Source organism: Bifidobacterium catenulatum DSM 16992 = JCM 1194 = LMG 11043, assembly GCF_001025195.1.
GTDB lineage: Bacteria > Actinomycetota > Actinomycetes > Actinomycetales > Bifidobacteriaceae > Bifidobacterium > Bifidobacterium catenulatum.
In genome coordinates, this window is the sequence record NZ_AP012325.1 from 937119 (window position 1) to 956322 (window position 19204).

A 19204-nucleotide genomic window follows, 5' to 3' on the forward strand; every position below is an offset into this window, starting at 1 on the left:
CGTCCGGCATGATGGGGGCTGAATTATGATGCAGGAGACAATGATTGCGGTGATCGCGGTACTTGCCGTGGTAGCGTTGCTGCTGGTCTGGCTGTCTCTTTCGATGGCTGCCACCGAAGGCGCTGTGGGACGTGTGACCCGGGCGAGCCTGAACAACCTGATTCTTGAGATTCAGACGGATGCGGAACTTTCGCAGTTCATTCGCGACAAGAAGATCAAGCGCATCCATAAGGTCCAGCGGTTGGTGACCGACCGGTATGCCACTGCAGGATCGTGTGCGTTCTTCCGTATTTGCTGCAATGTGCTTGACGGTGTGCTTGTAACTGTGATCGCAGGCATGCTGGACGCCCCACTCTGGGCCGAATTACTTGCCGGATTTGTTTTTGCCATCGTCGTTGCGGTGATTTCGCTGCTGGTGCGTCCGCGTAGTGCTGGAGCATCCAAGCCCGTCGACATCATGCTGCAGCATGCGGATACCGTCTCCGTTGCGGTGCTGTTGACCCCATTCGCAAAAATCGGCGGGCAAAAGGGCGCGAAGCGCCGTGGCAACGATCTTTCCGACGACGAGGAACTCGAAAAAATCCAGATCGAGCAGGGGCGCGCGACCATCGACCGTCTGGTCGAAGCCAACGATTTCGACCCTGAAGTTTCCGAAATGCTGCGCAACGTGCTCACGCTTTCCGAAACACTGACCCGTGAGGTCATGGTGCCGCGCACCGACATGATCTGTATCGAGCGAGGCGAGACATTGGAAAACATGTTGAAGCTTTGCTCCCGTTCCGGGTTCTCGCGTGTGCCGGTCATTGGCGACGATGTGGACGATCTGGTCGGCGTGGCCTATCTGAAGGACGCCGTACGAGCGACGGCTTTTAACCATGCGGCGATGACGCGAGAAGTCGAATCGGTAGTCCGTGATCCGATGCTGGTTCCCGAATCCAAACCAGTTGACGACCTGTTCCATCAAATGCAACGCACACGCCAGCATGTCGCCATCGTCGTGGACGAATACGGCGGTATCGCAGGTATGGTAACCATTGAAGACGCCATAGAACAAATCGTGGGCGAGCTGGAAGACGAACATGATCGTACGCAACATGCTGATCCGGAACAGATCGGTGACAAAAAATGGAGCATGCCAGCCCGCACGCCGATTGCCGATCTGGAAGAGATTTTCGAAATCGACATTGACGAGGATGACGTCGACACAGTTTACGGATTGTTGACCAAATTATTGGGACGCGTGCCGATCGTCGGCTCTTCCGCGGTCACCCGAGGATTGCGTATGACCGCAGTCGATTCCGCGGGACGACGCAAGAAGGTGTCGACCATTGTGGTGGAACCGGCCCACGTCGAGGGCGTGGACGAAACTGAAACACGTAACGAAGAACATGCGGATGATGCCGAAGAGGCATCCGACAACGATAAGGATTCCAAAGACAAGCATGACTGACGCAGCAACGACTGAGACGACTTCCGACCATTCCGATTCCACTACGCCCGTTCCATATCGTTCCGGTTTCGTTGCCGTGGTAGGACGTCCGAACGTAGGCAAGTCGACGTTGATCAACGCGTTGATCGGCACGCAGATCGCCATCGCATCATCTCGCCCGGAAACCACACGTAAGGCCATTCGCGGCATTCTTACCACAGATAATGCGCAGATCGTTTTGGTTGATACGCCTGGTATCCATCGTCCGCGCACATTGCTGGGGCAGCGCCTGAATGATGTTGTGGACGAGTCTCTTGCCGACGTGGACGCCATCGCCTTCCTGCTGCCTGGTGACCAGGAGATCGGTCCCGGCGACAGGCGCATTTTGAGTCGTCTGCGCTCTGATTTCGCAGTGAAGCGCGATGATGGCACGTTCAAATGGAAAGTGCCGCTGATTGCCATCGTCACCAAAATCGACGAATTAAGCCGTGAAGGACTGATCAACAAGCTTATCGAAATCAACGAGTTCGCCGATTTCACCGATATCGTGCCGGTCAGCGCACTCAAGCATGACAATCTTGCCGAAGTCAAGAACGTGCTTATCGAAAACATGCCGGAAGGTCCGCAAATGTATCCGGCTGAACAGATCACCGAAGAACGTCCGGAAGAGACCATAGCGGAACTGGTTCGTGGCGCATTCTTGGAAGAATTGGATGACGAGCTGCCGCACTCGTTGGCCGTGGTCGTGGACTCCATTGAATATCCGGAAGACAACGATAGCGGAGCGGCTTACGATGGCAAAGCCCACGTCATTGTGTCGATTTATGTGGAGCGTGATTCCCAGAAACCGATTATCATCGGCAGGGGAGCGGAACATCTCGTGCGCGTCAAAAAGAAGCTGCGCACGCCGGTCAACCGCATCGTCGGTCAGAAAGCAAAACTCGACTTGCATGTCAAGGTCGCCAAAGGATGGCAGTCGGATCCGAAACAGCTTGAAAAGCTAGGCTTCTAAGCAGTTTAAGGTTCGTTCGCAGTCAAGCAGCTTGAAAAGCTAGGTTCTTGATTTGTTTAGGATCCGTTTCGCAACGGGTTGAATAGAATGAGGTCCGGTTCCCGCAGGAACCGGACCTCATTCTATTTTCGAAGAATCACTTCCTCTTAGTATACATCTGCGTGTTCAGCAAAGTGGCGTAACGCTGGATGACCTTCGGACGAATCACCTTCATGGAAGCGGTCATCAAACCGTTCTCCTGAGTGAATTCCTCCGGCAGAATAATGAACTTGCGTACGGATTCCGCACGGGAAACACCTTCGTTGGCCTGATCGACCCACTTCTGCACTTCGGCGCGGACGGCCGCGTTATTGGCGGCGTCTTCCATCGACATGTTACGGTCCAGACCCTTGCTTTCCAGCCATGGACGCAGGGATTCCTCGTCGAGTGTGACCAAAGCGGAAATGAACGGACGCTTGTCGCCGAGAACCAGCGCTTGGGAAATGAACTCGCAACGCTTGATGGCTTCTTCAATCGGACCAGGGGAAACGTTCTTGCCGCCCGCAGTGATGATGAGATCCTTCTTACGCCCGATAATGTACAGGAATCCATCATCATCGATACGTCCCAAATCGCCGGTACGATACCAACCATCCTCGGTGAACGAATCCTCAGAAGCCTCTTCGTTCTTGTGGTACTTCGGGAACACTGCCGTACCCTTGACCTGAATCTCCTCATCCTCGGCAATACGAAGCTCGAAACCAGGGAAGGCGACACCAACGGAACCCTGATGATATGGCACACCAAGCGGGTTGAACGCGCACGGAGCGGTGGTTTCGGTCAAACCATAACCTTCATATACGGGTACACCGGCGCCACGGAAGAACGCCATCAGTTCCGGATCAAGAGGAGCGCCGCCCGCCACAATCCACTGGGCACGTCCTCCGAGTACCTCACGCAGCGAAGCATAGACCATCGGATCAAACGCCATACGGCGAGCCTTGGTCAGAGCGCTGGCCTTGCCCTTCGCACTGACTTCCTTCATGTAATTCTGAGCTGCCACAACCGCCGCAGCGAAAGCCACTCCCTTGGCACCATGTCCGGCCTTTTGCGAAGCCGCGTTGTATACCTTCTCGAGTACACGCGGAACAACGATCATAACGGACGGTTTGGCGACCTGCAGATCGGCGATCAGCGTCTTGATACCCTGCGCGATGTAAATATGCAGCTCGCTGGCCACGCAGATGTAGTTGATGGCGCGTGCGAAGGAGTGTGCCTGAGGAAGGAACAACAGCACGTTCTTCTTCTCGTGCAGCAGCTGCGGCATGTATACCGGAAGATTCAACGCGGTGGTGCAGTAATGCTCATGAGTCATTTCCACGCCCTTCGGTGCGGCGGTGGAACCGGAAGTGTATACGATGGAGCATAGGTCGGTTTTCTTGATGGAATCAATGCGCGCATCGAGTTCCTCGTCGCTTACGCCGGAACCATAGGCCATAATCTCGTCAAGACCGCCGTTTTCGAAGCAGATGATATGTTCCAGCGTTGGGCATTCCTTTTCGGCGCCGTCGGCTTTGGTACGCATATCGGTGGTTTCGACCACCAGCAGACGTGAATCGGAATTATTGACGATGTTGCGAATCTGCTCCGCGGAATCTGTGTCATAGATCGTGGCGAGCACGCCGCCGCACGCCATAACGGCAGCGTCGAACACATCCCACTCGTAAGAGGTGCGGCACATGAACGCCACGCCATCGCCCTTCTTCAGACCGTAATGCATCAGGCCCTTGGCGATCTGGCGAATGTCGGCAAGCACCTCATTGCCGGTTTTGGTTACCCATTCGCTATCTGATTTATAGGTGTAGAGCGGTTCGTCACCCATACGTTCTGCACGATTGGCGTAGATGTCGTAAATGGTGGTGCCCTCGTCCAGCGGCGGCTGGCCCTCGGTTTTGGTGGTCAGCAAACCGGTTTCCGGGTCAAGGAACGTGGTGGATGGGAATCCTTCGCCCCACTCGACGGTGTGTGGAAGATCGATATGACCGTCGGGGGAGATGATGTTGCTCGGATTGTTGTAGTCCGGAGTGTTACCGGAATCGTCGCTGACGGGGTGAACGAAGTCACCGCCCAGACGCAGTGCCTTCTGCGCAAGATTTGCAGCTCGCTTGTTCAAAGAGGTGATGACGGACACGTGACTCTCCTACACATCTAAATCCAATATCTGTAGGAATGATAGACCCTTGAACGCGACACGTCACCTTACGGTAGCGTAGGAAAAGCGTATGCGCTAATAAAGCGCTGCATGAAGAAATCGTCATGGAATGCCATTCAATAGGTGAACTTTTCTTCATGCAAAGGTGCGACCTACGTTACACTGGTGCGCTGTATCTGTTCATTTTGATTTCTTTAACGAGGAAGAAAGGGCACCTATGGCTGAAAAAGCTGAAGCCACCGTGGTCTTCGGAGTTCTTAATGAGACTTCCGAGCACGAGTCTCGCGTTGCTCTGACACCGGATATCGTAGCGAGGTTGCGCAAATCGGGTGTTAACTGCCTGATTGAAACCGGTGCGGGAATCGCATCGCATTATGTTGATGAGGATTATATTAAGGCCGGAGCGCAGGTCGTCTCCGCTGATGAAGTGATTGCGCGTGCTGACGCGCTTGGTTTTGTCGATCGTCCGAGCGGTGCGTTGCTCGCTCGCGTCAAGCAGGGTACTTGGATTATCGGTATGCTTGGCTCGTTCACCGATGCCGGTTATATCGCTGCGATTGAGAAGGCCGGCTTGGTCGGTGTTGCCATGGAGAAGCTGCCGCGTCAGTTGAGCTCCGCTCAGTCCATGGATGAGATGACCTCCCAGAACTCCGTGATGGGTTATAAGGCCGCTATTGTGGCAGCCAACGCTTACGATTCGTTCCTGCCGATGATGACCACTGCCGCCGGCACGATCCGCCCGGCCAAGGTGCTCATTCTTGGCGCCGGTATCGCCGGCCTGCAGGCCATCGGCACCGCCAAGCGTCTTGGTGCGGTCGTCACCGCATACGACGTGCGCCCGGCCTCCAAGGGTGAAGTCGAATCCTTGGGTGCCAAGTTCCTGGATCTGGGTCTTGATTTCTCCAAGGGTCAGGGTGAGGGTGGCTATGCTCGTGCGCTGAGCGCCGAAGAGCAGACCCAGCAGCAGGCTGCCGTCGACCAGAAGGCCGCCGGTTTCGACATCGTTATCACCACCGCCAAGGTTCCTGGTCGCAAACCGCCGGTTCTGCTGACCAAGGCCGGCGTGGCAGGTCTGCACCGCGGTGCCGTGATCGTCGACTGCGCGGCAAGCGACCTCGGCGGTAACGTCGAAGGTTCCACTGTCGGTACTCAGGTTACCGAGAACGGTGTGACCATCATTGGCGCTCCGTACTTGGCAAGCGGCGTTTCCACCACCGCATCCAACCTGCTGAGCCGCAACGTGGCCGACGTGCTTGCGCATTTCGTACGTGACGGCAAGCTGGCCATCGATTTGAACGAAGAGCTTGACAGCGCCATGGTCGTGGCTGGCCGCGGCGAGGAAACCAAGAAGGAAGGGGAGTAAGCAATGGATATCGTTGTTGCGATCACTCTGTTCGTCCTTGCGCTGCTCATCGGTGTTGAGGTTATCGGCAAGGTGCCGGCCACCTTGCACACTCCGTTGATGTCGGGCGCGAACTCGATTCATGGCATCGTCATCGCAGGCGTCGTCATCGTCGCCGCGCATGCCACCAGCCCGCTCGCTTGGGTGTTTATCTTCCTGGCTGCAGTGCTGGGCACGATGAACGTGGTCGGCGGTTACGTCGTCACCGATCGCATGCTGGAAATGTTCAAGTCCGACAAGGGCAAGAAGAAGGAAGAGGAGGCCAAGTAAATGGGTACCATAGCTGAAATGCTGAGCACTCCGCTCGGTGTCGTCGAATGGTTTGTCTATCTGCTGGCCGCCGTGATGTTCGTTATCGGCCTGCACCTGATGAACTCTCCGAAAACCGCCCGCAAGGGTAATATGGTTTCCGCCATCGGCATGATCCTCGCCGTGGTCATGGCGTTCATCGTGCTGTTCGCCGGTGAGATCTCCAATGGTTTCCAGCATGGCGTGGCTGTTGTGCTGCTGATCGCCGGCATCATCATCGGTGCCGTCGCCGGCGTGGTTTCCGCCAAGAAGGTCAAGATGACCGACATGCCGCAGCTGGTGTCCGTGTTCAACACCGTGGGTGGTGGCGCGGCCGCGCTTGTGGCTTTGAACGACATTCTGACTTCCGAAGGCACGCCGTCCGTCGTGGTGCTGATCACCGCCGGTTTAGGTATCATGATCGGTTCCGTCACGTTTTCCGGCTCTCTGATCGCAGCTGGCAAACTGCAGGGCATCAAGTGGGTCAAGAAGCTGAGCCTGCCGGGCAAGGGCTTCTGGAACATTCTGTTCGCCGTGCTGACCGTTGCGTCCTTTATCATGCTGTGCGTGCAGCCGGGCCAGCGTCTGCTGTGGTCCGTGCTCACCACCGTATTCGCCCTGTGCTACGGCCTCGTGTTCGTCATCCCGATCGGCGGCGCCGATATGCCTGTGGTCATTTCCGTGCTCAACGCCTGCACTGGTACTGCAGTGGCCATGTCTGGCTTGGCCATCAACAACATCGCTCTGATCGTGGCCGGCGCACTGGTTGGCGCCGCTGGCGTGACCCTGTCCATCGCCATGTCCAAGGCTATGAACCGTCCGCTGCTGTCCGTGCTCGCAGGCGGTTTCGGCGGTGCCAATGCCGCCGCTGGCGCTGGCGAAGGTCCGGAAGGCACCATGAAAGAAACTTCCGCCGATGATCTGGCCGTGCAGCTTGTGTACGCCGAAAAGGTCATTTTCGTGCCGGGCTTCGGCTTGGCTCAGGCCCAGGCTCAGCGCGAGCTCGCCGATCTTGGTGTGCTCCTGAAGGACCATGGCGTCGAAGTCTCCTACGCCATCCACCCGGTGGCGGGCCGTATGCCTGGCCACATGAACGTGCTGCTCGCCGAAGCCAACGTGCCGTATGAGGAACTCGTCGACTTGGACGACATCAACCCGCAGTTCCCGCAGGCCAATGTGGCTCTTGTGGTTGGCGCCAACGACGTGACCAATCCGGCTGCACGCAAGCCAGGAACTCCAGTCTCCGGCATGCCGATCCTCGACGTCGACAAGTCCCAGAACGTGGTGGTCATGAAGCGTGGTCGCGGTACCGGTTACGCTGGTATCCAGAACGAACTGTACTTCGAAGACAACACGCAGATGCTCTTCGGCGACGCCAAGTCCAGCCTGCAGGCCGTTATCGCGGCAGTCAAGGAGCTCATCAACTAACAGCTGAAACGTTGCATTGATGCTTTCCTGAAAGGTCTCTTCCAGTGATGGAAGGGACCTTTTTGCATATGGTGGTTTTCGTAAGATCAGGTCTGTTGCATGCGAATTGTGAGTTATCCACAGTTGTTATTCGCCTGTGGATATGGGTGGAGTTTTCCACATATCCACAGATTTCCAAGGTTCGGTGGCGCAAGATGATTTGAATATGAGACAGTAGGTGCACCCTACAACAAAGGAGTTGCACATGGCGGAAATAATCACTGGCCCGTTCCATATGGATGAACAGGGATTTTTGGCAACGATCGAAGAACTTATCGAGCGTTTTGATGGATACAGTTCTGGCAAATATTTTGCGGAATTGGGGAAAATCCACGATGAATACGGTGAAATCGGGCCTCTTTCGCTTTTTGACGAAAAAGTCTGTGAACTGGGGAAAGAATTATTCTGCAGCACATCATGGGTGGCGAATCTGGCGTGGGCCATGATTTCGTTCGATTATGATCTGGTTGAGCATGATGCGAATTTTCTTGATGGATGCCGTAACATCGTGCGTAAGTACGGTATGAGCGTTTGGCTCTATGAAATGATCAATGACGCTTCGATGGCGGTGGCTTTGCAAAGGCCCAGCAGCAGAATGCCATTCCAGATTGGATTGACCTGCACCAAGGATGTGTTTCGGAGAAGCAAGAAAAAGGGCGGAAAATACGTTACTGGCAAAAAGAAGAGACTGGCCTGCATGGCTGAATATTTGCAGGAAGTATACTGGCTGGCCGCATACAGTCTGCTGCGTTGGGGTGAGGAAGAGCCGCGTGCGGCCGAGGTTGCGTTGATGGTGCTTGGATATGGCGGTATCGGCATGTGCATGCTGAGGGACGATCCGAAAGTGGTGGATTCCGGATGCGATGAAGACTTCTCCTATCGCAATCTGTGCGACCATCTGCGCGATCTTAGAATTCAAGCCGATCTGGACTATGCTTGCAATGCCGACCTTGCCGAATCCATGTTGCTTGAATATCCGGCGTGTATGGATGCGCGGTATCTGTACGATGCGGGGAAAATCGTGGAAGCGTATCGTGTTTTGTGGAACAAGCAGACTGAATCAGCTTCGCAAATCATGGAGCGCGTTTACCAGAAGGGCGCATATCAGGTGACGAACATTTGGGAGGATCCGCTGTACCTGCATGATCTTGCCCTGTCGTTGTTGGGGGCAGTGGGCTCGCGGCCCCTTACTGAAGGGTTCCGGACCCGTGATGACAAGATGTTCCAGCAGGGAGTGGAAAGTCTGAGACGAACGACTGAATCCGTTAAAGGGATGGGGTTGGTGATGACATTGGGAGGGTATATCTGCTTCCCGGAACCGGAAAGTAGGGATGATGCGCTTTTCGCACCGCGAAAGGAGAAGAAACAATTAATGGACACCTGTAACGGGCTTAGGGATCTGTCGACAATGGTTGCGCTGTACCGCTTTCCGAGAGATGTCGAATCCCTACGTGCCACGCGTGCGCTTTTAGCTCATGACGCGAAAGAATATATCGATCTGATGGATCCATACATGGGAAGCGTGGATGAGACGGGAGGAAACGAGGAGAGGCCGGTTTCAGTCGGCGACTGATCGGCCTCTTAGATTGCGAACGTCAAAGCGTATGTATCATGGTTGCGCCGAGATTGAATGGAGGAACGTTCTGATGAGCTCTGTCTCTTCAATCTCGGTGCATGCTATGCCGTATTGCTCCAACAATTCGCGAAATGCTTTCACGTATCTATCTGTGGTGAACTTCTGTGTGGATGTCAGTCAGAATTTCTCGTTTACGCAATTCACTTCCACCAGCATGGGCGTCGGATCCGCATAGGTGTAGCAATTTTGGATATGCCGTGCCAAAGAACCCCGATCGAACATTCCTGTATAACAGATGTCAACCGTTGAACGTCGCATGCTGATAACTTGTCTGCACATCTGTTTCTGGGCTTTCCAGATTCGGCAGGCTCTCAAGATAGTGATTCAGCCAAGTGGCTCCGGCCAGCTTGGGAATCAGTGTTTCAATATCGCACTCGTCTATCTGTTCATGGGATATTTTCATCTTGGTCCGGCAGATGTGGCTCTTGGCGCAATTTAGTGTTGATTTGCCTCGGCTTCGATACATGGATGAAACGCCGCGGACCGCTGAACCAAGCAGTCAAATGACCGCTGCTCGTTCGTCACCCTGCCTTACTTGGAAATCGTATCGTCAAGGTGCGTAAACAGTGGGTGAGCCAGCCATGCCAAGGGTAGTGATGCCAGTGCTGAGATCAGTAGAATAAGCCAAACCGTGCAATGTGCGTGCAGCCATCCGTAAAGCATTTGCCCGAGTGGCTGGGCGCATATCGTCAACGATGAAATAATGGCCATGACCTTGCCGGTAAACGCGGTTGGCGTCCTCATCTGAATAGATGGCACGAGAATGAGGTTCAAGAAATCAACGGAGATTATGACTACCGCAGTGCAGAATACCAGCATGATGAGCTTGGTTTGCGTTGAACATGGAAGCAGGAAAGCGATGGCCGGCGGAAGCAGCATAAGACTTTCCACGAACAACAACGAAGGGGCGTTTTGTGATTTCAAACGGTTGGCGAAACATCCAGCAATGAATGTTCCCGCTATGCCGGCAATGCCGATAATGCCATCGCATAGACCATATGTCGCCGCATCGTAGCCTAACGTAGTTCGAATAATGTAAGGAAAGCTTACTGAACTGAATCCAGTCAGTATCAGATTAATCCATGTGCAAACACCGGCTAATCGTGCTACGGTCGGCTCCTTGCGAAGCAGGAAAGCGGTCGCCGAATGCATATCGCCAATAATGACGCCGAGCAGGCAGATGCCGGTATCATCTTGATTCGATAGGGGCTTCGCGAGTCTGATGAAGCATTCAACCATGGCTGCCGACATAAGACATGCTGCGGTGATGAGCATCATCGGTCGAATGCCAACCAGCCCGTACATCACGCCGCCTAGGAAACTCGGGAGTAATTGGCTGAGCTGCTGCACTTGATTGATGATGGCCGTGCCTCGGCGAAGGTCAGTGGAGGACTCTCTTCCGATGATTTGTGGCAGTGCGGATTGTACGACGGGAGTTTCCATCGCATCGAGTACAGCCAACACTACCTGCATGATGGCGATGACGAGAATGTTGAATCCGGATAGTGCGAAAAACACAGTCGCGAGCAGTGTGACGATTCCTGAGATGATATCGAGCGCCACCATCATGGCACGTTTGCTTATTCGGTCGGCCATGATACCTCCGAATGGGCTGATAAGTATGGTCGGAATGACGGATATGGTCAGCACGGTGGCGAAGGTCGTGGATGATGCGGTTTCGTCCAGCACCCACATGGACATGGCAAATCGGAGCATGGTATTGCCGAACAAGGAAATGCCTTGACCGAGTACAAGCAGGATGAAGTTTGCAGAGCGCAAGCTGGATTGGAGCGTCGTTTCTGACGAGTTTTTCATGTCATTCCTTTCGATACCGACTGACGGTATGAAAAAACGGTACAAATAAAGATAGATTGACATTGCCGAGCTTTTATTGCGGATTGCTGGCGAGTAGGAAGAAGCCTTCCGCAAGCCGATCTTCCATATCACTGGCGTGATCGATAAGTGGAACTCCGAGCGAGTCCATAATCAATCCAAGACAGTGGATGCGATGCTTGAATTCACTAAGGGTAGTGATGGGGTAGAAGTTTGGGGCTAGCCAGTAATTGAACAGCAGTGAAAAAAGTTCCGCGGCTTCTTGAGGGTATTCGGTTGTGATTGAACCGTCCTTTAACCCCTCCTGGATGAAGTCGTATGCGATTTTAGTGCTGTCGGTTCGCCAGATGCGAAGATTTTCGGCGAGGATTTTCGGGTCGTTCAGCAGGGGAAATGCATCGCGCATGAGGGTCATATGTTCGGCGTCGGTAATCTGCAGCATGAGCGAATTGCGTAGTTTTTGCAATCCGTTTCGTGAGTCATCCTCTTGATTTGCTTGGGGAAGAAGTCGTTCGTTGTCGGAATCTACTAGCGCATGCAGCATCGCTTCTTTGTTTTTGAAATGATGGTAGATAGCGCCTTTGCTGAGGTCCTCGAGCTCGTCGAGAATATCTTGAATCGTGGTGCGTTCATACCCCTTTTGCGCAAACAGCTTTTTCGCGGCGTCAAGGATTCGCTGTCGCGTCACCTCAGGGTGTGCATTGCGCGCCATATGCCTCTCCTTCAATGGTGGAGTCGAATACACCAACATTATACATACCGTTGGTCGGTATGGTATGTTGGATGCCTCCCAGATCGGTCGAAAAGTGTGCCGAAAGAATCTCTGCGGATTTCTGCAAAGAAACCTGAATCTGCGTTGCCGGGGTGCGGGATGTCTGTCTTTTCTGCGGTTAGTGCATGATTGGGCGTCCAAGGTCAACTTGAGTGAGTGACGGCTGGGTTCCCGAAGGAGAATAAGACCCTGGTTCCTATATGCCTTTTATGGCATGGGGCTTTTAGTGAAGAACGATTGCATCCGATGTGAAAAATCCCACAAATCCGGCCCACGTCCTGCTCTAGAACTTCAAAACTGTTGCCAATGCTGGAAACACGCCGTATATAGTGTTTGAAAATGTGACGAGACACTGTATGTTGTGGTCTTGATTTTTATTTTCGTTCGGATAATGTGTGCCACGTACCAACGACGTACGGTCGTGAAAGGACGTGGAACATGAACATTACGTTATACACCAAAGCAAACTGCCCGCAATGCACGGCGACAAAACGCCAATTGGACAAACGAGGCCTTCCGTATACGACTGTCGACATTACGGCCAACGCACGTATTTCCGACAGATTGCGGAACGAAGGATGGCGGCAGATGCCAGTCATCATCGCAGACGACGAATCCTGGTCCGGGTATCGTCCCGACAAAATCCACGAGCTGGAGGCTCGCTGCCGGTGAGCGCGCTGGTGTACTTCTCGTCGGCATCGGGCAATACGGCACGCTTCGTTGAGGGATGCCGATTGGATGAATTCGGCATCCACGTAATGCGCATTCCGCTGCGGCCGGATGAGCCGGAACTGCATGTGGATGAGCCCTATGTCTTGCTGACACCTACATACGGCGGAGGAACAATCGGCAAAGCAGTGCCCGTGCAAGTCAAACGATTCCTCAATGATGAACGCAACCGCAGTGGCATCATCGGAGTCATCGCATCGGGTAACACCAACTTCGGCGAAGCCTACGGCATCGCAGGTGACATCATCGCGGCTAAATGCCGCGTACCGCTACTCTACCGGTTCGAACTGATGGGCACTCCGGAAGACACTACGGCCGTGCGCGAAGGACTGCGCAGATTTTTCGACGAATACACACAACAGGAACAACGATAACCATGCCAAAAGATTCAACGACACCACACGTAGCAACCGACGTTATAACCTCCTACGATCGCGCCCATGACTGGCACTCTCTTAACGCGATGCTGAATCTCTACGACAAGCAGGGGCGCATCCAATTTGATAAAGACCTTCAAGCCGTACGCGAGTACGTCGAAAAGCATGTGCTGCCGAACACCGTCCACTTCAAATCTACGCAAGACAGACTCAGTCGGCTCATCGCAGACGGTTACTACGACGAATCCGTATTTGCCCAATATGACACCGAATTCCTTGACAGGTTCTACCGCAACGTGGATGAGTGCGGCTTCGAATTTGATACATTCCTCGGAGCCTTCAAGTTCCACCGCTCATACGCATTGAAAACTTTCGACGGCAAACAATATCTGGAGAACTTCCCGCAACGCGCAGCCGCCGTTGCGCTCGCGCTTGCCGCCGGCGACCATGCGGCTGCCGAATCGTATTTCGAAGAACTTGTATCAGGGCGTTTCCAACCGGCGACGCCCACTTTCCTCAACCTCGGTAAAGCGCAGCGTGGAGAGGCGGTCAGCTGTTTTCTCATACGTATCGAAGACAACATGGAGTCCATATCGCGTGGCATTAACGCCGCATTGCAGTTGAGTAAGCGAGGTGGAGGCGTCGCGCTGTTGCTTAGCAATCTGCGTGAGGCCGGCGCGCCCATCAAGCGCATCAAACATCAGTCCAGCGGCATTGTGCCTGTGATGAAACTGCTTGAGGATTCTTTCAGCTATGCCAACCAGTTGGGCGCTAGACAGGGTGCCGGTGCGGTGTACCTCAGCGCTCATCATCCGGACATCATGCATTTCCTCGATACCAAGCGTGAGAACGCGGATGAGAAGATCCGTATCAAATCTTTGGCTCTTGGAGTAGTGATCCCCGACATCACATTCGAGCTGGCGAAGAGACACGAACGTATGGCCCTGTTCAGTCCATATGACGTCGAACGCGTCATGGGCAGACCCTTCGCTGATGTTTCCATCAGTGAAAACTACCGGAACATGGTGGATGATGAACGCATTGGGAAAACCTATATCGACGCACGAGAGTTCTTTATGACTTTGGCCGAATTGCAATTCGAATCCGGATACCCGTACATGGTGTTCGAAGATACTGTGAACCGAGCCAACCCGATCGACGGACGAATTGCCATGAGCAACTTGTGCTCGGAGATCCTCCAAGTGCAGGAGCCAAGCACCTATCATGAGGATCTGTCCTACGATCACGTGGGACGTGACGTGTCCTGCAATCTTGGATCGCTCAACATCGCCAAAGCGATGGACGGTGATTTGGGACGAACTGTGGAACGTGCGATTCGCGCATTGACCTCGGTGTCGGAACGTACGGACATCGCGTGTGTGCCATCCATCCGACGCGCCAACGACGAAGGTCATGCCATCGGCTTGGGACAGATGAACCTCCATGGATTCCTTGCCAGAGAATCAATCATGTACGGTTCACCGGAAGCTCTCGACTTCACCGACATGTACTTCATGACCGTTGCATACCATGCCTACCGTGCCTCGCATGAGCTCGCAGTCGAACGCGGGACACGGTTTGTAGGCTTCGAACGGTCCGCCTATGCGAAGCCTACAGGCGCAGGCAACTATTTCGACAAATACACGAACGGCGAGCGACCGCTGGCACCGAAGACCGGGAAAGTCGCGTCGCTGTTCGCACGGCGGGGCATCCATATCCCCGACGAGGATGATTGGCGTCGTCTGCGTGACGACATCATACGTGACGGTATCTTCAACCAATATCTGCAGGCTGTGCCGCCCACTGGGTCAATTTCGTACATCAATCATTCCACGAGCTCCATCCATCCTATCGCCTCGAAGATTGAGATTCGCAAGGAAGGCAAGATTGGACGGATCTACTATCCAGCTCCGTATATGACCAACGACAATCTCCAGTATTTCGCGGATGCGTACGAAATCGGTTGGAAGGCCATTGTTGATACGTATGCCGAGGCAACGCGGCATGTCGATCAGGGCCTGTCGCTGACCTTGTTCTTCCCCGATACGGCGACTACCCGAGATTTGAACAAGGCGCAAATTTATGCATGGCGCAAAGGCATCAAAACGCTATATTACATCCGCATTCGTCAGCAGGCGTTGTCTGGCACCGAAGTGCAAGGCTGCGTCAGTTGCATGTTGTGAGACCCGTGATTTGAAAGGAAAGGGAAAAGACATGTCTCGTTTGGTTTACCGCGCGATACTTCGCTTGACGGCTCCGGACGAATACAGGCGGTTATACGGCCGCAACGATAAGACGACGATTAGAAAGGACAACCATCATGGCGCCGATATCCGTACCTCGGCAGAGAATTAAGCTCATTGACCGTGTGAGTGCCATCAACTGGAACAAACTTGAGGATGACAAGGACCTTGAGGTATGGGACAGACTGACCGGCAATTTTTGGCTGCCGGAGAAAGTACCCGTCTCCAATGATCTGCCCGTTTGGCGCGCAATGAGCGAGGCCGAACATACGTTGACCATGCGCGTGTTCACCGGTCTCACCTTGCTTGACACTATCCAGGGAACCGTTGGCGCGGTCAGCCTCATACCCGATGCGCTTACCCCGCATGAGGAAGCCGTCTATACGAACATCGCGTTCATGGAATCAGTGCACGCCAAGAGCTATTCTTCGATTTTCTCCACCTTGTGTTCCACCCGACAGATTGACGAGGCGTTCTCTTGGAGCGAGGAGAACGAGTATCTGCAGAGGAAAGCACGCATCGTGCTCGACTATTACGAGGGGGATAGTCCACTCAAGCGCAAAGTGGCCTCCACGCTGCTGGAATCGTTCCTGTTCTATTCAGGCTTCTATCTACCGATGTATTTCTCCGCGCATGCCAAACTCACCAACACCGCCGACGTGATCCGTCTTATTATCCGCGACGAAGCCGTGCATGGTTATTACATCGGATACAAATATCAAAAAGGGCTTGAGCGGGTCAGCGAGGACAAACGCGGCGAACTGCGCGACTACACCTACGACCTGCTCAACGAGTTGTATGACAACGAGGTGGAGTACACGCGCAGCCTCTACGAGCCTGTCGGATTGACGCAAGATGTCGAAAAGTTCCTGCGATACAACGGCAACAAGGCGTTGATGAATCTCGGATATCCAGCGCTTTTCCCACAAGAGATCTGCGACGTGAACCCGTCGATCCTTGCCGCGTTAAGTCCGAACGCCGATGAGAACCATGACTTCTTCTCCGGTTCGGGAAGCTCGTACGTAATGGGCAAATCAGTCGAGACCGACGACGATGACTGGGATTTCTGACTGTATCCCAGACAACCCCGAGGAAAGCAGCTATGGGAAACCGTCACGGGCGAGTTCGCGTCGGATCATCCACGCAGATATCTGCCCGTGACGCTGTCAGGACAGGCACGGACCGTTTCCGGTGTTCCCTCGCATACGATGCGACCGCCGGCCATGCCTCCGCCCGGACCCATGTCGATGAGATAATCCGCGTTCGCGATTACATCAAGATCATGTTCGATTACTACAACTGTCGCCCCAGAGGCCACTAACGAGTCGAACACGCGTAGTAATACCAGCACATCCAACGGGTGTAGCCCGATCGTCGGCTCGTCGAACACGAATACCGAACCGGACTGTCCGCGTCCCATTTCGCTGGCCAGCTTCAGCCGTTGCGCTTCGCCGCCTGATAACGCAGGAGTTGGCTCGCCAAGTGTCAGATACCCCAGGCCAAGCTCATGCAGTGTGGACAGTTTCGATCGAACGGGGCGTAGGAAATCCAATAGAGGCATCATCTCGTCGACGCTTAGCAACATCAATTCCGGCAGTGAACGAGCGACGCTGTCCGTGCAAACCAATCGAATGTCATCGGCGGTCTGTGCATACCGTGTCCCATGGCAATCGGGACACGTGACGTCAACATCGGGCAGGAACTGCACATCCAACGAAATGGTACCGGTTCCATCGCAAGTGGAGCAGCGCAACTTGCCCGTGTTGTATGAGAATGCGCCAGGTTTGAGATTCTTCTTATGGGCATCGGAAGTCTTCGCAAACGCACGACGCAGATCATCGTGAACACCGCAATACGTCGCTACGGTCGAACGGATGTTTGCTCCAATGGGCGTGGCATCGATCAGTTCCACTTTCGAAATGCCATCCGCGTCAATCAGGCGAATCGAGCTCGGGAAAACGGTACCATCAGCGGCCGAGCGCAACGCAGGGACCAGTGTCTCCAATACCATCGTCGTCTTACCGGAACCCGACACGCCAGACACCACAGTGAGACGTCCTCGCGGAATGTCCACCAATAACGGATGCACCGTATGCACGGTATTCGTCTCCAAATGAATCCGACCCTTGGCGAACATCGCATCTAAGTCAATCTGCGGCCGCGCCCGCTCATGTATTTTGCCACCATCACGCAGAAAAGGAGCTATCTGAGAACCAGGTGCCGTCATAACATCCGCCACCGCACCCTGAGCGATCACATGACCACCTTCGGCACCGGCCGTTGGACCCATCTCCACCAAATGATCCATCGCGGCAAGCACACGGGTATCATGATCGACCACAACCACCGAATTGCCGTCAGCCACCAAATCGCGCATCACGCCCAACAGTCCATCCACATTCGCCGGATGCAATCCGATAGACGGTTCATCCAGCACATACAGCACGCCTGTAGTGCGGTTACGCACCGAACGGGCCAACTGCACACGTTGGCGCTCGCCGGTGGACAGTGTCGCACCTGCGCGGTCAAGCGACAAATAGCATAATCCGAGTTCCACGAGCCGCTCGGCCGTATCTTCGAACGATTCGCAGATGGCTGCGGCCATCGCACGCATCTCCTGCGGCAATGACTTAGGTACTGAACGCACCCAACGTATCGTTTCGTCAAGTGTCATCGCCGTGGCTTGTGCCAGATCAATACCGAGAATCTGCGGTTGACGAGCCTGCTGTGAAAGCCTCGTACCGGAACAATCCGGACATGGTTTCTCGCTGAGGAATCTCGACACGCGTTTGATACCCTTCTCATCCTTGGCTTTGGCGAGCGCATTCTCCACGGTATATACGGCGTTGAAGTACGTGAAGTCAAGTTCGGCGAAATCATTGCCTTTCTTCGGTTTGTATAGAATATGCTTCTTGACGGCCGGGCCGTTGAACACGATGTCCCGCTCGGCGTCGGTCAGCTGGTTGAACGGAATGTTCGTGCGCACTCCCATCGCGCCGCACACCTGCTTCATCAGATCCCACATCAACGATCCCCATGGTAATACTGCGCCGTCGTCGATGCTTTTGGTCTCGTCTGGCACTAGGGAAGCACGGTCGACGATTCGCACGATGCCTGTTCCGGAGCAGGTCGGGCATGCGCCGGCGGAATTGAACGACAGCTGTTCGGCGGATGGTGGGTGCATGAGTTGGTTGCAGGATGCGCATCGTATAGGCAACTCGGCCGCCACGTTCATTGTGGGACGGTTGCGTACGCCACAATGCTCGCAGACATGCGAGGCGCAACGGGAGAACAACAGACGTAGACTGTTGAGCAACTCCGTCATCGTGCCGAACGTGGATCGCACGCCGGGCACTGAAGGTCTTTGATGGAGGGCGAGAGCTGCGGGCACATGACGTATATCGACTACCTGCGCTCGACTCGCTTGGGTGAGACGTCGCCTGGTATACGTCGACAAAGCCTCCAGATAGCGTCGGGATCCTTCAGCGTATAGCACACCTAAAGCGAGAGAGCTCTTTCCGGACCCGGAGATGCCGGCGATACCGACTAATTTGTTCAACGGAATGTCGACGTCGACGTTCTTGAGATTATGCACGCAGGCACCGCGCACTTCGATGCGGGACGGTGGGAAAGCTCCAGATGATTGTTTCATACCTGCTACAGTACCTGTGTGGCGGAAAAACACGTGGGCAGGGGAGCCTTATCCGTCATGGTATTGCGGCATGTGGTATTTGATCCATATATTCGACCGCAACGGAGGGGATGTCATTGTTTCCACGGCTGTCGTCAGTGTGCGTGAATCGGAAGACGATGCGGTGGAATACG

General features: G+C 54.3%; 15 protein-coding genes. 11 read left to right on the plus strand and 4 right to left on the minus strand.

Going from position 1 to position 19204, the window contains the following annotated elements; genetic code table 11:
* The first annotated feature begins 25 nt into the window (after window positions 1–25).
* Both BBCT_RS03935 and era read left to right on the plus strand, forming a co-directional pair.
* The gene (locus BBCT_RS03935) at window positions 26–1450 is read left to right on the plus strand and encodes a hemolysin family protein (protein WP_003835083.1); all 1425 of its coding nucleotides are present in this window, start codon (window positions 26–28) and stop codon (window positions 1448–1450) included.
* The gene (gene era / locus BBCT_RS03940; RefSeq protein ID WP_003835081.1) at window positions 1443–2441 is read left to right on the plus strand and encodes a GTPase Era; all 999 of its coding nucleotides are present in this window, start codon (window positions 1443–1445) and stop codon (window positions 2439–2441) included. Before BBCT_RS03935 ends, era begins: the two co-directional genes overlap by 8 nt.
* A gap of 136 nt (window positions 2442–2577) precedes the next feature.
* On the opposite strand, the gene BBCT_RS03945 is transcribed toward era, so the two are convergent.
* On the minus strand, window positions 2578–4611 hold the full coding sequence (locus tag BBCT_RS03945) for an AMP-dependent synthetase/ligase (protein WP_003835079.1): 2034 nt from the start codon (window positions 4609–4611) through the stop codon (window positions 2578–2580).
* A gap of 238 nt (window positions 4612–4849) precedes the next feature.
* On the opposite strand from BBCT_RS03945, the gene BBCT_RS03950 reads away from it, so the two are divergent.
* The 4 genes from BBCT_RS03950 (at window position 4850) to BBCT_RS03965 (ending at window position 9362) form a co-directional block, all read left to right on the plus strand.
* The gene (locus tag BBCT_RS03950) at window positions 4850–5995 is read left to right on the plus strand and encodes an NAD(P) transhydrogenase subunit alpha (protein WP_003835077.1); all 1146 of its coding nucleotides are present in this window, start codon (window positions 4850–4852) and stop codon (window positions 5993–5995) included.
* Window positions 5996–5998: 3 nt separating this feature from the next.
* Window positions 5999–6304: an NAD(P) transhydrogenase subunit alpha gene (locus BBCT_RS03955; RefSeq protein ID WP_003809446.1), complete on the plus strand. Its 306-nt coding sequence runs from the start codon at window positions 5999–6001 to the stop codon at window positions 6302–6304.
* Entirely contained in the window at window positions 6305–7750 is a 1446-nt protein-coding gene (locus BBCT_RS03960; protein WP_003835074.1) for an NAD(P)(+) transhydrogenase (Re/Si-specific) subunit beta, read from the plus strand.
* 244 nt (window positions 7751–7994) lie between these two features.
* Window positions 7995–9362, plus strand: a complete 1368-nt coding sequence (locus tag BBCT_RS03965; protein WP_003835071.1) for a hypothetical protein — start codon at window positions 7995–7997, stop codon at window positions 9360–9362.
* A gap of 594 nt (window positions 9363–9956) precedes the next feature.
* Here the strand turns inward: BBCT_RS03965 and BBCT_RS03975 are convergent.
* Entirely contained in the window at window positions 9957–11240 is a 1284-nt protein-coding gene (locus BBCT_RS03975) for an MFS transporter (protein WP_033513019.1), read from the minus strand.
* 73 nt (window positions 11241–11313) lie between these two features.
* Window positions 11314–11970: a TetR/AcrR family transcriptional regulator gene (locus tag BBCT_RS03980; RefSeq protein WP_003835064.1), complete on the minus strand. Its 657-nt coding sequence runs from the start codon at window positions 11968–11970 to the stop codon at window positions 11314–11316.
* Between the two features lie 498 nt (window positions 11971–12468).
* Between BBCT_RS03980 and nrdH the strand changes: the two genes are divergently transcribed.
* The 4 genes from nrdH (at window position 12469) to nrdF (ending at window position 16449) form a co-directional block, all read left to right on the plus strand.
* Window positions 12469–12702, plus strand: a complete 234-nt coding sequence (nrdH, locus tag BBCT_RS03985) for a glutaredoxin-like protein NrdH (protein ID WP_003835061.1) — start codon at window positions 12469–12471, stop codon at window positions 12700–12702.
* Window positions 12699–13133: a class Ib ribonucleoside-diphosphate reductase assembly flavoprotein NrdI gene (nrdI, locus tag BBCT_RS03990; RefSeq protein WP_003835060.1), complete on the plus strand. Its 435-nt coding sequence runs from the start codon at window positions 12699–12701 to the stop codon at window positions 13131–13133. The genes nrdH and nrdI overlap by 4 nt, the downstream gene beginning before the upstream one ends.
* Window positions 13134–13135: 2 nt before the next feature.
* Window positions 13136–15319 (plus strand): class 1b ribonucleoside-diphosphate reductase subunit alpha, encoded by a 2184-nt coding sequence (gene nrdE, locus BBCT_RS03995; protein ID WP_047750615.1) that lies wholly within the window; start codon window positions 13136–13138, stop codon window positions 15317–15319.
* Window positions 15320–15456: 137 nt separating this feature from the next.
* Window positions 15457–16449, plus strand: a complete 993-nt coding sequence (gene nrdF, locus BBCT_RS04000) for a class 1b ribonucleoside-diphosphate reductase subunit beta (protein WP_003835055.1) — start codon at window positions 15457–15459, stop codon at window positions 16447–16449.
* 65 nt (window positions 16450–16514) lie between these two features.
* Here nrdF and BBCT_RS04005 read toward each other — a convergent pair whose 3' ends face one another.
* On the minus strand, window positions 16515–18563 hold the full coding sequence (locus BBCT_RS04005) for an excinuclease ABC subunit UvrA (protein WP_231858090.1): 2049 nt from the start codon (window positions 18561–18563) through the stop codon (window positions 16515–16517).
* Between BBCT_RS04005 and BBCT_RS09745 the strand changes: the two genes are divergently transcribed.
* On the plus strand, window positions 18562–18747 hold the full coding sequence (locus BBCT_RS09745; protein WP_229027363.1) for a hypothetical protein: 186 nt from the start codon (window positions 18562–18564) through the stop codon (window positions 18745–18747). The genes BBCT_RS04005 and BBCT_RS09745 overlap by 2 nt on opposite strands.
* The last annotated feature ends 457 nt before the right edge of the window (window positions 18748–19204 follow it).